Origin of the sequence: uncultured Maribacter sp., from assembly GCF_963974015.1 — a bacterium.
In the GTDB taxonomy this organism is placed as follows: Bacteria; Bacteroidota; Bacteroidia; order Flavobacteriales; family Flavobacteriaceae; genus Maribacter.
On the sequence record NZ_CAXBBZ010000001.1, the window covers coordinates 469,065 to 484,608 of the forward strand.

11 protein-coding genes are annotated in these 15,544 nt (G+C 39.2%); 9 read left to right on the forward strand and 2 right to left on the reverse strand.

Annotated elements, in window-relative coordinates; translation table 11 throughout:
* Window positions 1-71 precede the first annotated feature (71 nt).
* Window positions 72-1,862: a DUF262 domain-containing protein gene (locus AACZ41_RS02120; RefSeq protein ID WP_339626028.1), complete on the forward strand. Its 1,791-nt coding sequence runs from the start codon at window positions 72-74 to the stop codon at window positions 1,860-1,862.
* Between the two features lie 57 nt (window positions 1,863-1,919).
* Here the strand turns inward: AACZ41_RS02120 and AACZ41_RS02125 are convergent, their stop codons facing one another.
* Window positions 1,920-4,535: a M14 metallopeptidase family protein gene (locus AACZ41_RS02125; protein WP_339626030.1), complete on the reverse strand. Its 2,616-nt coding sequence runs from the start codon at window positions 4,533-4,535 to the stop codon at window positions 1,920-1,922.
* 328 nt (window positions 4,536-4,863) lie between these two features.
* Between AACZ41_RS02125 and AACZ41_RS02130 the strand changes: the two genes are divergently transcribed.
* From AACZ41_RS02130 to AACZ41_RS02165, 8 genes are all read left to right on the forward strand, one after another.
* Entirely contained in the window at window positions 4,864-5,877 is a 1,014-nt protein-coding gene (locus tag AACZ41_RS02130; RefSeq protein ID WP_339626032.1) for a DUF1080 domain-containing protein, read from the forward strand.
* Between the two features lie 124 nt (window positions 5,878-6,001).
* Window positions 6,002-7,273: a PQQ-dependent sugar dehydrogenase gene (locus tag AACZ41_RS02135; RefSeq protein WP_339626034.1), complete on the forward strand. Its 1,272-nt coding sequence runs from the start codon at window positions 6,002-6,004 to the stop codon at window positions 7,271-7,273.
* Window positions 7,274-7,299: 26 nt separating this feature from the next.
* On the forward strand, window positions 7,300-8,316 hold the full coding sequence (locus AACZ41_RS02140; RefSeq protein ID WP_339626036.1) for a DUF3500 domain-containing protein: 1,017 nt from the start codon (window positions 7,300-7,302) through the stop codon (window positions 8,314-8,316).
* Window positions 8,317-8,419: 103 nt separating this feature from the next.
* The gene (locus AACZ41_RS02145) at window positions 8,420-10,111 is read left to right on the forward strand and encodes a GMC family oxidoreductase (RefSeq protein WP_339626038.1); all 1,692 of its coding nucleotides are present in this window, start codon (window positions 8,420-8,422) and stop codon (window positions 10,109-10,111) included.
* The gene (locus AACZ41_RS02150; RefSeq protein ID WP_339626039.1) at window positions 10,108-11,199 is read left to right on the forward strand and encodes a Gfo/Idh/MocA family oxidoreductase; all 1,092 of its coding nucleotides are present in this window, start codon (window positions 10,108-10,110) and stop codon (window positions 11,197-11,199) included. The genes AACZ41_RS02145 and AACZ41_RS02150 overlap by 4 nt, the downstream gene beginning before the upstream one ends.
* Window positions 11,187-11,717 (forward strand): gluconate 2-dehydrogenase subunit 3 family protein, encoded by a 531-nt coding sequence (locus AACZ41_RS02155; protein WP_339626040.1) that lies wholly within the window; start codon window positions 11,187-11,189, stop codon window positions 11,715-11,717. Before AACZ41_RS02150 ends, AACZ41_RS02155 begins: the two co-directional genes overlap by 13 nt.
* Complete coding sequence (locus AACZ41_RS02160) at window positions 11,717-12,424, forward strand: 6-phosphogluconolactonase (RefSeq protein ID WP_339626042.1); 708 nt, start codon at window positions 11,717-11,719, stop codon at window positions 12,422-12,424. Before AACZ41_RS02155 ends, AACZ41_RS02160 begins: the two co-directional genes overlap by 1 nt.
* A gap of 230 nt (window positions 12,425-12,654) precedes the next feature.
* A complete protein-coding gene (locus tag AACZ41_RS02165; protein WP_339626044.1) occupies window positions 12,655-14,070 on the forward strand; it encodes a YiiX/YebB-like N1pC/P60 family cysteine hydrolase in 1,416 nt (471 codons plus the stop codon).
* 215 nt (window positions 14,071-14,285) lie between these two features.
* Here AACZ41_RS02165 and AACZ41_RS02170 read toward each other — a convergent pair whose 3' ends face one another.
* A complete protein-coding gene (locus AACZ41_RS02170; protein ID WP_339626046.1) occupies window positions 14,286-15,422 on the reverse strand; it encodes a hypothetical protein in 1,137 nt (378 codons plus the stop codon).
* Between the last annotated feature and the right edge of the window lie 122 nt (window positions 15,423-15,544).

A 15,544-nucleotide genomic window follows, 5' to 3' on the forward strand; every position in this document is an offset into this window, starting at 1 on the left:
AAAATATATACCTAACGGCCTTAATTATAGCATTTCATTAAATCTAAAATCATTAATCACAATTTATTAATATGGCGAAATATTCAGTACATCAACAACCCGTAGAAACCTTATTAAGTTGGATTAAGTCTGGTGAAGTTGCTATACCCGAAATACAACGTCCGTTTGTTTGGAAAGCAGCAAAAGTGAGAGATTTAATCGATTCGCTATATAAAGGTTATCCGGTTGGTTATATTATTACATGGCGTAACCCCGATGTAAAACTTAAAGACGGCACTTTGTCTTCTGGAAAAAAAGTATTAATAGATGGGCAACAACGTATTACGGCTCTAACGGCAGCCATCGTAGGTCAACGAATACTCAATAAGAATTACAAGGAGATTAAAATTATTATAGCTTTTAATCCCATCAGCGAAAAATTTGATGTGCTAAATAAGGCTTATGAAAGGAGTCCTGAGTGGATTAATAATATTAACCCGATTATAAATGATGAGATTACGATAACTAAAGCGATACGTAATTACTTAACCTTGAACCCAGATGTTGATGAAGACTTAATTGAAGAGCGAATAGAAAACCTAAAAAGGATAAAAAATAAACAAGTAGGTATCATTGAGCTAGACCATTCTTTAGATATTGATACAGTAACTGAAATATTCATCCGTATTAATCAAAAAGGTGTAGTTCTTAGCAACGCAGATTTTGTAATGTCTAAAATAGCTTCCGATGAAATTCATGGCGGAAATAAAATGCGAAAATTGGTAGACTATTTTTGTCGATTATTAGTAGATAAAGACTTCTTTAAGCATATTGCGGACAACGACAAGGTATTTGCTTCTCACGATTACTTTAAAGCCGTAAAATGGATGGGAACAGGGTCAGATAATTTATATGTACCCAATTATATTGACGTCTTAAGAGTAGCTTTCACATATAAATTCAATCGAGGGAAATTTAGCGATCTTGTAGCCTTATTGTCGGGAAGAAATTTTGAAACTCGGACTTATGAAAATGAAATTGCAGCTAAGAGTTATAATCTGCTCTCAGAAGGTCTAACTGATTTTGTTAATCAAACAAATTACCAGCGATTTCTAATGATTATAAAATCGGCTGGATTTATCTCTCAAAAATTAATATCCTCAAAAAACAGCCTAAACTTTACTTATGCACTTTATTTAAAATTGAGAGCAAAAGGAATGCCTGAAGCAGAAATTCAACATTATGTAAAAAGATGGTTGGTAATGTCGTTACTTATTGGCAGGTATTCAGGTTCATCAGAATCTATGATTGATGAAGATATAAAACAGATTAACGAAAAAGGTATTGACGCCTATCTAAAACAAACAGAACAATCTTACCTAGGTGAAGGTTTCTGGGATTTTGGTTTGGTGAACAACCTTGAAAGTTCTAGTGTAAACAATAATGCATATAATGTTTATTTGGCTTCACAATGCTATAATAACACTGTAGCATTTTTGTCTAAAAGCATGAAAATAAGTAGTCTTATAGAACAACGCGGAGATATTCATCACTTGTTCCCTGCAAAATATCTTAGCAAAAATGGTTATACACCAAAGCAGTACAATCAAGTTGCCAACTATGCATACACAGAGCAACCTACTAATATAAAAATAGGCATGCTTCCTCCTAAAGATTATATGCAAAAAGTTAAAAATGAAATTGCAACAGGTGTTTTAAATATAACATCCGTTGATAGCGAAACTATACTAGCCGACAATCTTGTTCAAAATGAAGTGCCGCTAGATTTTCATAATTATGAACAGTTAGATTACGAAGCTTTTTTAGCAGAAAGAAGAGGGCTGATTGCTAAAGCAATTAAAACATTTTATTATCAATTATAATTGATACAAAAAAGAGCAGCTAAAAAGCTGCTCTTTTTTGTATCAAAATTTTATATTTTAATCCGAAGCCCCCTCATATATCGTATTGAAAATCAACTTATACGTGCCACGAGGTTGTGCCCTAAACTGCGGCCTGAATGCAAATAACACCACAGCCCCTTTACCATACTTTGCTTTTACCATGGCTGGTTTTTTAGCAATGTATTTTTTCTCGCCCATAGCCCAACCGCTCATTAACAAGTCTTTTTCGGCGTAATTGGCAATCACCTCAATTTCTGGTACAGGGGCATCTTTAATATCTTCTGTACCCCCTTCTCCTTTTTTCTCTTGTTTTTCAATCTCAAACGCACGGCTTTTATTGAACGATACCGCTACCGTATCTTGCATACCAAATGCCAACGGGTGCGTAGTGTCGAAACCGGTTTTAATTAAGGACCCGGGGATAAAAAACTGCTTATTATCGGTACCTGCGGTAGCATCTTTAATCGGTAAGCCAAATTGTTCAATTACATAATTACTAGCTTCATCAAAAGCCATTAGTGTACCGCCATTTTTTACATAGTTACTTAAGGCTACAGAACCTTCTAGGCCTAATCCTCCCGTAAATTTTTCTGGCATCTCTAAAGTAGAATTTCCGTGTAAAAGTGATTTTACGCGTTGCGAAGGCAGTATCAATACGTCATATTTAGACAAGTCTGCCGTTTGAATATCCTTATCATGTAAGGTATCGGTTTCAAATGCATATTCATCCATTATAAAGCGTGTCCACCCTTCATCCATATTCGATACCCAAGACTTGTACAGCCCCACTTTAGGGGTGTGAATTTTAGTCATTTCAATTTTAGGTTCTGAAGATAAGCCCGTTACCTCAAGACCATACTCGCTAGCCAATGCGTCGATAGACACACTACCCCCAGAAACGATATACGACCCTGCAGGAATATTTGTTTTACCCGATTTAAAAGCCGCTTTGGTTTTGTAGGCTGTACCACCTGCCTTTAATATTTTGTTGGTGGCTATAACCGAGGCATTCGTATTGGCGCTCAATGCATAGCCAAAAGAAGCTTTGCCTTTTACTTCGCCTTCATAATACTTGGCTACCTCAGCTACTTTTTCGGTAGTAATTTCCATAGGTGCTGCAATTTTATCTACCGCAACGCCCATTTGAAAAGGTAAGGTCCATCCCGCTAAATCATACGGGGTATCCGGTGGCCCACCAGGATATTGAAAACGGGTTGGGTAATTCTGTTTTTCCAACAAATCCATCAAATACGGCCGAAACGCTTGTCCTGTATAAATGACATACGAACCTGCTTCATATTTCTTGTCATTCGCTTCAAAGCTCTTCGTTGCTTTCTCAATTTCTATACCGCCCTTAAGCAACACGTTTACAAGGTTTACAGACTCAAAAGCATCCCATTGGTCCTTACCAATTACATAGGCATACGGACCTTCTGTTTTCGACTTTTCAATGGCCGAAGCGCCCATTTTGTAAATGTTGTGTAGGTAATTGCTCTTACGGTCTGCAGCCAAGTCTAAGGTTGCCCAAGTTGCGGTCAACATATACTCTACCGCATCGCGAAAATGTGATTCCCCACCCTTCCAAGGGTCTGGGTACATAATATCGGTACCATCGGTCGGTGTATCACCAGCTACTGTTTTTGGTAGTTTCTCTGGGTCGTAAAATCGAGGTGTTGGTGTGGTATGACCCGTTTCGGTCAAAATACCGATCATATTATGGTAATACGGTACGGTTCGGCCTCCGCCATTCCAGAACATGGTATAGAAATTATCAGCGATTGCCCCGGGCATATTCTCCAATGAAAATCGTTTTGTCATGGCTGAACCTACTTCACTCACTGCAGCCGTAATAGCAGGGTGAATTTTTGGGTTCACAGGATCCGCATACGGCGGTAATGAAATTTTTGTCCATGAGGGTGACGATTGGTGGTGGTTATACACAATCTGTGGATACCATTCGTTGTACAAAATCTTGGTCACATTATAGGTCTCTGGCATCGTATTCATAAACCAGTCTCTATTGTTATCATGGCCCATGTAATAATGATACAAAATTGGCGGTCGCGAAGTTTCATAGGCCGTACCCATATTCTTTCGATACCAATCGACAACAATATCCAATCCATCAGGGTTCATTACCGGCATCAATATGGTGATGACATTTTCCCTAATTTTTTTCATTTCGGTGGTCTCAGAAGTGGCCAAGGTATACGCCAGTTCAGAGGTCATTTGCCCGTGGGCCAATTCGGTAGAGTGCATACCGCCATCTACCCAAACAATGGCTTTACCTTCTTCTGAAAGTTTTAAAGCTTCGTCTTCAGTTACCTGTACGCGTGCCAATTTGGTGCTGATGTCTTTCCATTTATCGAGTTGTGTTAGGTTTTGCTCACTTGAAATGAATAAGATGTACATTTTTCTACCTAAGACCGTAGTGCCTATTTCAACTTTTTTAACCCTGTTAGAAGCATCATCTAGTTTACTTAAATAGTCTTCTATTTGAGTGTAATCGGCCAGTTTGTAGTCTGCACCGACCTTGAAACCATACACATCTTCTGGGGAAGGAACATTTTGAGCCATAATCATTGGTATACATGACATGGCTAGTGCAATAGTCAGTACTACGACTTTGCGCCTAGAATTTTTTAAAATCATTTTTGAATTGGTTTGTTTGAATCAGAAATTTAAGAATTTGTAGGGTAGAAACTGACTCCTAAGGAAAAGAAAATGTTAAAGGAAATGTTAATTTCTGAATTCGTAATCTAAGAGGGTTGAAATTGTTGCTATAACGGGTTGCGCTTCATGAAAAACCTATTTTTTTTGAAAGGTGATGCGCTGTGGAAGTTGTTACGTTTTTTGCTCCTCAACACGAACATGTTTCAACTTTGCCAATTAGGTTTTCCGTACTAAATAAAACCTTACTTTTATAAGAGGTACCTTGAAATGGTATCACCAAACCACCATCATAAAACAAATCGAGACCATGAAAAAATTAGTACTTGCCCTTATTACCGTTATAATCACGAATCCCCTATTTGCCAACACACCCTGTGAATCATACCCCGAACTAGAAAACAGTTTTATCGGTACCTGGGGCATTGATATTGTAGGTGGTGGCGTTGGTTGGCTTAAAGTGCATGAGCAACAAGGCGTTTTAGACGGAGAGCTGTTATGGATCGGGGGTAGTGTGCTACCTGTTTCCGATATGTACTTGGTAGATGAAAATACATTGGTTGTAACGCGAACTTCTGAACAAGAGCTGAAAGGTACAGACCGTAAACATATTAAAACATGGACCCTACGCATTACCAAAATGAACGATGATATAGCAGGGACCATGACGGGGCCATCTTGGGGAGGAAATGGAGAACAACTCAATTATTTCACAGGAAAACGGATGCCTGCACCAGGTGCTGCACCAGACTTAAGTACCCTTAAGTTTGGCAAGCCCATACAACTTTTTAACGGAAAGGATATGGCTGGCTGGAGATCTATTGATCCTAAAATGGCTAATGGCTTTAAGGTAGTAAACGGCACCATGCAGAATGATCCCGTACAACCCGAAAATGGCGAGCATATCAATTATGGCAACCTACGTACCGAGCAAGAATTTGGTGATTTCAACCTAAAACTAGAGGTTAATGTGCCCAAAGGAAATAACAGCGGTGTTTACCTTAGAGGATTATATGAAATACAAGTGGTAGACTCTTATGGTTTAGAACTTGATAGCCACAATATGGGTGCTGTCTATAGCCGCGTTACCCCAAGTGAAAATGCAGAAAAGCCCGGTGGTGAATGGCAAACGATGGATATTACTTTGGTAGACCGCCATATCACGGTCATTTTAAACGGAAAAAAGATTGTTGATAATGCCCCTGCGGAAGGACCAACTGGTGGAGCAATCAGTTCTGATGTTTTTGCACCAGGTCCAATTTATTTACAGGGGGATCACGGTACTGTTGCCTATAGAAATATAGTGTTGACTCCGATATTGTAGTCTCAATTTCTGAATACTATGTATAGGACCATACGTTAACATCAAATGCCTGTTTTAGGTTATTGATAGCGAAGGGCCTTTATAATTGCACTTTTAAAACAACCCTATTTTCTAAAACCAACCAATGAAACTAATACGCATTACCAGAAACTTATTCATAGTAGGAACCGCTATTGTTTTTACCTCTTTTTTCGTGGGATGTAAAAGCGAAACGAAACCAGCTGTAAAAACAGTGAGCAATGAAACCCTCTTAAAAGCCCAAGACGGATTTTCAGTAGAAGAAATTGCTAAAGATTTAGGGGCTGTTCGGCATCTTACCATTTCAAAAAATGGTGATATCTATGCCAATAGGTCCGTACTGAAAGATGGTAAAGCTATTGTCTTGCTTAAAGACACTGATAAAGACGGCACCATCGATGAACAACAGTACTTTGCCGATGTGCCTGGTACCGGAATTCTTGCAAAAGACAATTACCTGTATGCATCTTCAAATATCGGAGTGTTTCGCTATAAAATGAATGATGCCCATGAAGTTATAGATACCAATACCCCAGAAAAAATAGTGGATGGATTAATAGATATGGGTGCAGACAATGCCAAACCTTTTGCCATTGATAATGAAGACAATTTATATGTAACCATTGGCTCTTGGAACGATGCCTGTAGAGATAACGACGAGGGTGCCGGAATGATGCCGTGCGCCATTTTAGATTCTGCTGGCGGAATCTGGAAGTTTAAGGCCGATGAACTGAATCAGTCCTTTGCAGATGGATCACGATATGTCACCGGAATTAAAAATGCGGTAGGCATTACCTGGAATTTTAAAACGAACTCTTTGTTTGCGACCGATCATGGCCGTGGCGGACTTCATAATTTTTACCCAGAGCTCTATACCGAAAAACAAGACGGTGAATTGCCTGCAGAAACTTTATACGAACTAAAGGAGGGTGATAATGCCGGATGGCCCAAAACCTATTACGATCATTTTAAAAATAAGCGTATGCTCGCTCCTGAGTATGGTGGAGATGGTGAGCAAACTAGTGAAGAAGGTTTTATTAATCCGCTTGTGGCATTTCCGGCGCATTTAGGTCCAAATGACTTGCTTTTCTATACGGGCGATATGTTCCCAGAAAAATATAAAGATGGTGCTTTCATCGCTTTTCACAATCAATCTTCAGAACTTAAAAAGGGCTTTTTTGTAGCCTTTGTTCCATTTAAAAATGGGAAGCCAAGTGGAGATTGGGAAATATTCTTAGACAACTTCGCAGGTTTCGATTTGGCAAACCCGGAAGATGGTACTTTGCTGCACCGCCCATGCGGATTAGCACAAGGACCAGATGGTGCCTTATATGTCTGTGATGATTTTGGCGGAAGCATTTTTAAAATAACGTATTAACTCGAACCTTATAAAAAAGCTGAACCATGGTCTTACATCTGAAAAAGAATATCCTTTTATTCGTTGTTGCATTTTTACCGGTATTGGGATTCTCCCAAGATGTAACCATCGTCAACCAATTTATACGTTCTATGACAGATGCTCAGAAAGAGCAAATTGTCTATGAATTCAATGCAGATGACCGAGACGACTGGCACTTTCTACCTTGGAGTTCGTATGAACGACAAGGCCTATCGCTAAAAGAGTTACGTACAGAGCAAAAAGAATTGGTTCATAAACTGCTACGGTCATCATTGAGTACTACCGGCTATAAGCAGACCACAGAAATCATTGGCTTAGAAAACGTACTCGCTGCCAGTTCAGGAGATTCTGTTTACCGTGACCCAGAACGGTATTACGTTTCCATTTACGGTGATCCTACACAAGAAGATGTTTGGATGTGGAGTTTTGAAGGACATCATGTTTCGCTACATTTTACGACCGTTGCAGATGCCGTTTCCTATACTCCTAGATTCTTCGGTTCAAACCCAGGAAGAATCATGGAAGGTGAACGAAAAGGATTTAGCCCTCTAGTAAATGAAGAAGATATGGGTTTACAGCTCATTAACATGCTAAGTACAACTCAGAAACAAACTGCCATTTTTAATGAAAAAGCGTATAACGATATCGTTAGTTTCAACAAATCCGTTGCAGAAAAACCTGCCGATGAAGGTATATTGGTCAACAATTTAACGGCTCCTCAAAAAAAGCTGTTAATGGATATTATTTACGAATATGCATCCACTATCCCTGCAGAACAGGCCATGGCGAGAATACGTAAAATCCGTAAAGAGGAACTCGATGAGATGCGATTTGCATGGGCAGGTGCCACAGAACTTGGAAAAGCACACTACTACCGCATACAGGGCAACACCTTCATGATAGAATTTGACAACAGCCAAAACAACGCCAACCATATACATACCGTCTGGCGTGATTTTGATGGCGATTTTGGTAGGGACTTGCTAAAAGAGCATTACACCAACCACGAGCATCAGCATTGAAAATTTCATAGGGCAAGGCTGCAAGGCGGGTATCTCATGAAGTCACTTTGCTTTTAAATTCCCCTAGGTATTGGTTATATTTAAGAAATAGAATCCATATTAAATGAATACAACGTACGATGCCATCGTAATTGGGTCCGGTATTTCCGGTGGATGGGCCGCTAAAGTTTTGTGTGAAAACGGTCTTAAAACCTGTGTTGTAGAACGGGGAAGAAATGTAGAACACAAAAAAGATTACCCTACTGCTCACCTGCAACCGTGGGATTTTCCCCATGGCGGTATGATGACCAATACCTTCAAAGAAGAGAATCCATTGATCTCTAAAGCGGCAGGTTTTGGAGAAGACACCGCTCACTTTTTTATTAAAGATAAGGATCAGCCTTATGTACAAGAAAAGCCTTTCGATTGGATCCGTGGCTATCAAGTAGGTGGAAAATCGTTAACATGGGGTAGGGCGTGCCAACGGTGGAGCCAATCGGAATTCGAAGCTCCTTCCAAATATAACTATGGCATTGAGTGGCCCGTAGATTACACCGAAATGGCCCCTTGGTATCATATGGTCGAAGACTTTATCGGGGTCTGTGGCAACAAAGATGGGTTAGCCTCTATGCCCGATGGGGAGTTCTTGCCCCCATTTGAAATGAATTGTGTGGAACAGCACATGAGTAAGACCATAGCAGACAACTATCCAGGCAGGCACTTGGTACATGGCCGATGGGCGCACTTAACCGAGCCTAAAGAACACCATTTAGCATTAGGTAGGGGAAAATGCCAATCTAGGAATCTTTGTATGAGAGGGTGCCCTTTTGGCGCCTATTTTAGCAGCAATTCTAGCACATTACCCGCAGCAAAAAAAACTGAAAACCTAACCATTCTTTCCGATGCAGTGGTGGTTAAAATCATCTACGATGACGATAAAAAAAAGGCAACGGGTATTGAGTATATAGATACGACTACAGGGGAGCGGCAAGAATTAAAAGCTAGTATTGTTTTTGTAAATGCCTCGGCACTGAATTCAAATCTTATCCTATTAAACTCCACCTCAGAACGGTTTCCAAATGGCCTGGGAAATGATCATGATATACTTGGGCGCTATATAGGTTTTCATAATTACCGCGGATGGACTTCGGGCAAGTTTGAAGGTTTTAAAGACACGTATGTTTATGGAAGAAATCCCTCAGAACTTATTTTAGCCAATTATAGAAATGTATACAAGCATGATATGCCCTTTGTTGGGGGATATACTATTTTCAGTGGCGCATCACGACCTAGAAATCAAGAGGCTCCAGAAAATGGCCCTGGTATTGGGGCGGCCTACAAAGAAGGTCTTCGTCTTCCGGGAGATTGGCAAGCGTATATGTATATGCAAGGTGAAACGATTCCGAAAGCATCCAATAGGGTGTATTTATCGAAGACAGAGAAAGATCCCTGGGGAATTCCACAGCTCGTAACAGATGTGAATTATGACGATAACGACGAATTGATGGTGCAAGACTTTTTAACCGAAAGTAAAGCGATGTTCGAAATCATGGGCTGTACAGATATTGAACAAAACGATTCTAAACAGGCCCCTGGCCTTGATATACACGAAATGGGCGGATGCCGAATGGGGACCGACCCAAAAACATCTATGCTCAATGAGCATAACCAACTGCATCTGTGCAAGAATGTATTTGTCACTGATGGTGCATGCATGACCAGCACGGGAAACCAAAGTCCATCTTTACTTTATATGGCATTAACCGCAAGAGCTGCTACCTACGCGGCCGAACAATTAAAAGCAAAACAACTATGAAAATTACACAACAGAAACAGGTAGGCGTTGGTATCATAGGGTCTCAATTTATCGCGAATATTCATGCTGAAGCACTAAAAACAGTAGCAGATGCTGTAATCGTTGCCGTAATGTCTCCCAACGAAGCGCATGTAAAAACCTTTGCAGAACAACACCAAATTCCGAATTGGTTTACTGATATAGATGCCTTTTTAGCCCTAGACGATATTGATATGGTTATTCTTGGTGCACCCAACTATTTACATTGTGAAATAGCCGTAAAAATTGCCAAAGCAAAAAAGCATGTTGTCGTAGAAAAACCCCTTTGCCTAAACCTAGAGGAGGCAGATCTTATGATTGAAACCTGTAAAGAAAATAAGGTGAAATTGATGTATGCGGAAGAATTGTGTTTTACACCAAAATATGTGCGTTTAAAAGCCTTGTTAGATGAAGGCGCTTTGGGGTATCCGGTACTTTTTAAACAGTCTGAAAAGCACGATGGCCCTCATGCAGACCATTTTTATGATGTTGAAAAATCAGGGGGTGGGGTTATGATGGATATGGGATGCCATGCCATTCAATTCTTCAGATGGTTAAACCCAAACGCTTCTATTGTTTCGGTATATGCACAAATGCAAACTTCTGTGCATAAAGACAAAACTATAGGAGATGACAATAGCGTGCTCATCTTAGAATTTAGCAATGGGGTTACCGCAATTGCAGAAGAAAGCTGGATTAAAAAGGGAGGCATGGATGATAAAGCAGAAATTCATGGAAGTGAAGGAGTCGCTTATGCCGATGTGCTACAAGGAAATTCGATATTAACCTATAGTGAAAAAGGAATTGGCTATGCCGTTGAAAAAGCAGGGAACACCAAAGGGTGGAGTTTTACCATGTATGAAGAGCTGTGGAACTATGGGTTTCCACAAGAAATGGCCCACTTTGTAGACTGTGTTAAGAATGATCGTACTCCCCTGGTTACGGGAGAGGATGGTAAGGCCGTTTTAGAGGTTCTTTTCGCAGCATATGCTTCGGCAGGAGAAGGGAAAAAAATCAAGTTGCCTTTTAAAACCGACGCCAAAAAACCGTACGTATTATGGAAAAAATAAATCGCAGAAATGCTTTAGGGTTAGTAGCCCGATGGTCTGCCGCAAGTTTTATTCCCTTTTCTTGGCTTCTTGAGGGGTGCTCAGAGGATAGTAATCCCTCTTTGTTAAACCACGAATATCAATCGCTTCTGGCTGTTATCGTTGAAATTATTTTACCCGAAACCCCTACCTCTCCTGGAGCAAAAGAGGCCAACGTGCAGCATTTTATAGGGCTCATAGTAGAAGACTGTTACGAAATTGAAAGAAAAGACCGCATCATCATTGGACTAAACCAATTATTACACAGTGGGTTTTTAGACCTCACCGCAGAAAAACAATACGATATCATTGCTCAATTAGACGAGGAGGTGAATTCGTCAACCACTACAACCTCTTCTTATTTTAAGGATATTAAGTCGCTTACCCAATGGGGGTATTTTTCCTCTAAAATTGGCATCATGGAAGGGTTACGATACAACCCTATACCCGGATCTTATAAAGGCTGCGTTCCTTATACTAATGAAATAGCCTGGTATTAATGAACAAACATCAATGTAAAGACTATACCGAGGTAAGCAAAACAACTGCAGAATGGTTCATTCAAAAGGTCAAAAAAAATCCTGTAAGTAAAATAGGTGTTGCCACCGGAAATTCTCCTTTGGACATGTATCGCCGCATCACAAAGACAGCGCGCCAGCATACTACATCTCTTTCTTTGTTTCAGTTGGATGAATGGGTGGGATTATCTGAACAGCAACATAGTTGCAAGAGTTACATTGAAAAAGAGGTGAGAATCCCCTGGGGAATATCTGCCGAAAGCACACATTACTTTTCTCCTTCTTTACATCTTACTAGTAAAATTCAAGCAGAGAACGCCGTGGCTTCGATGCAAAAAAAGCTTGATGAGAAAGGTCCGCTAGATATCCTCATTTTAGGAATGGGAAAAAACGGACATTTAGGTTTTATAGAGCCCAGTGAAAAATGGCCTCCCAATACGTGTTATGTTTCAGAATTGGCAGCATCTACCCAAAATCATACGATGATTCTCTCTGAGCAAACTCCCCCAACAATTGGTGTTACTTTAGGTATAAAGTCCATTTTAGAAGCAAAAGAAATTCTATTTATCGTAACCGGAACGGGAAAAACAGCTGCGTATACTCAATGGCTCACGAAGGAAATTACCCCAAACCTACCTGCAAGTATTTTATGGAAACACCCCAAGGTTACGTTGGTAACAGACATATGATTCTATTAATTGATGACTGATTAAAATGACCCCCAAAAAATAGTCAGGAAGAGAACTCGGGTCTTGTAAATCGTCATACGTATTGCCCTTTTATTGCAACCCTAAGCTACAGGGCTCTTACTTTCTTGGTGAAAAATAAATTTACCTATGAGCACAATAGATCACTACATTATATTTATCCTATCTTAATGCATATATGAAGAAATTTATTGATCCTTGTGGGCCTTTATTTGTTACTTCTTATCCCACTGCCGCAATATGAACATGAACTACAAAAGCCATCACAGACTCCTTTTGTTTGGGGTCAAGACACCCTTTGGGAATCGTTGGAAACGAATTTTATGGGCGCGAAAGCAATGCCTTCCGTAACGTTGGATTCCATTGTACAACATTTAACTATTGAAGCCGATAGTATTCTAGCGATCTATGAAGATAAAAAGTTACTACCTGAAGATGATTATTATGGATTGGTTGAGCGTAAATTTTTCCAACTTGCTCCACTTATTGCTGCTCAGCAAAACAAAACGCACTGGTATATTAATTTTTATAACCGGGTACGGAAAAAGTTGAAAACGGATTCCCGTTTTTGGGATATGACCGATGCCCATTCCCGTAATACCTCTTACCGTATTTTATATGGTATGAGAGCTACAGTGGAGGAAATATTATTACAATCGAATGAGGATCAGTTTGTCTCAACAATGATTGTTTCAGACGAACCTTCAATTACCCCACACGCAGATATTCTTGGTATCAAAGTACATAGTGGTGATTTGCTCGTAAGCCGAGGTGGAGCTGAGGTTTCCGCTTTTATTTCAAGAGGTAATGATTATCCGGGAAATTTTTCACATGTAGCATTGGTACATATTGACTCCAAGACCAACAAGCCCTATTTTATTGAGGCCCATATTGAAAAAGGAGTGGCCATAGCCACATTAGATGAGTATTTAAGTGATAAAAAGCTGCGGTTTATGGTAATGAGACCTCGGGCAGATTTGGCTCAAATGATGGCTAATCCTATGCTTCCACATGAAGCGTCCTTGTTTATTTCTGAGGAATCTAAAACCAGGCATATACCTTATGATTTTAAAATGGACTACTACGATGCCTCGGCAATGTTCTGTTCGGAAGTTGGATCATATGCCTATAAAAAATTTGGGATTGATTTATGGGAGTTTGAATCTACCATCTCTTCAAACGGAATTATTGATTGGCTAAACAATTTTGGTGTTGAAAATTTTGTGACCCAAATGCCGTCCGATCTTGAATATGACCCCATGCTTAGTGTTGTAGGTGAATGGAGGAATAAGGATGTGCTTTTTCAGGATCATTTGGACAATGCCGTAATGGATGCTTTGATCAGCCGTGCAAATAAAGGTGAAAAACTAGATTATACTATTTGGATGTTACCTGTAGCAAGAGTTGTTAAGGGATATTCATTTTTTCTCAATACTATAGGAAAAGAAGGAATTATTCCAGAAGGAATGGGGGCCGTTACCGCATTGAAAAATACTGATTTCGTAGACCGATTTAATAAATGCAAATTAATTACAGTAACAAAAACTAAAGCTTTCGAAAAAGAAAATAACTATTTACCTCCTTACTGGCAAATGGTTAGAATGGCGGAAAGTAGTATGTTGAAGTAAAATTCTTTGAACCGTACGTTCCACAGTTATGATTCTCAATTCTATTTTCTAAATCTTCATGGCATGCCCCAACATAGAATGTATTGAGCGAACTACTGTGTAGAATCAAAAATTAAATGATGCTTTTGCCAAAAACCCCATAAGGGGAATATGCTGCTTCCCTATTTTTGAAGGTGTCATTTTAGTTATCAGTAATAAATATCATTAAAAAATCTTTAAAGAAAGCAAATAGTAGCTAAGGCAATCATCCAAATCAATAATGGCCAAAAAGCAACTTTTGAAATAAGGTTATCTCTATAAAGAATAAGGTTTGAACCATTTTCGTTGCCCATTGAAAGAGCATAAAAATTAAGGGCGCATAATACTATGAAGATGTACATGATTAAGTAAAAGTATTCTATGTAAACTATAGGGGAATCAAGAAATTGCTGTCTTACTTGAATATGAGCCAATAAAACGATAAAGAATAGAGCCGAACATGTGGCTATAGCGCCACTGGTATTAAATCCAAATTTATTACTTAAATCTTTGTTATTGGTTACCGTCATCATTAGCACAAATAGTAATAATGCCACTACAAATAGTGGAATTAAATTTAGGATAATAGCATCAATTATGTCCCTTTTCAATCCCAAATTGATATAAAATTCATGATAACTATCCGCGGTCGATTCTCCAGTATATCCAAAATTGGTGTTATACTTGTTTTCGTGATAACTGAAGAAGGTTTCTTCAATATTCCACTCACCAAATACGATATCCGTATCTAAGCCAAAAATCTGATCAGATGGGTCGTATGCATCAAAATCTGGTATGAATAGAATATCATCGTCATAGTTGAAATTTTTGGGCCAAAGACGTAACCAGGCGGTAACATAGTCAAAAGGGTAATTAGTATAGTCAAAAACTTGTCGTACCGTGGTATCGAAATACCAGCCCTTTAACTTTGAACCGGCCTGTTCATAGCTGTATAGTTCCTCTATGACCGTACTACCAGAATTTACCTGTTCAGGAAAATCAAAGCCAGCCATAATGGAATCATTAACATCCAACGGAAGTTTTTGCCATATGATTCCCGTTAAATTAACTTCATTCGGAGACTGAAATGCAATGGACTGTATAAAAAACCCTGTAGGTATATTGATAGCCATTTTGGGTTTATTTTGGTCGCTACCGCTCCATGTCTTAAAATAGGCCTCCATTTCATTCGGGTTATGAATAACACTAATTGATTCATCGTTTTTATGATCAATATCATTTGCCTTAAATGTAATGGCCCATTTATTGGCTATGACCAGAATAGCAATCAATGATACACTAGCGGCAATTAGCCAAAGGGATGATTTTTTCATTGGTTTCATATGGGTTGGTTTTAAAGCACGAACGCAACTTGGCAAACTGTAATCTTATAATGGTAAAATATATTAATTGGGTCAGAATTATACTATAGGTACAAATTAAAATTAGTTCTAAA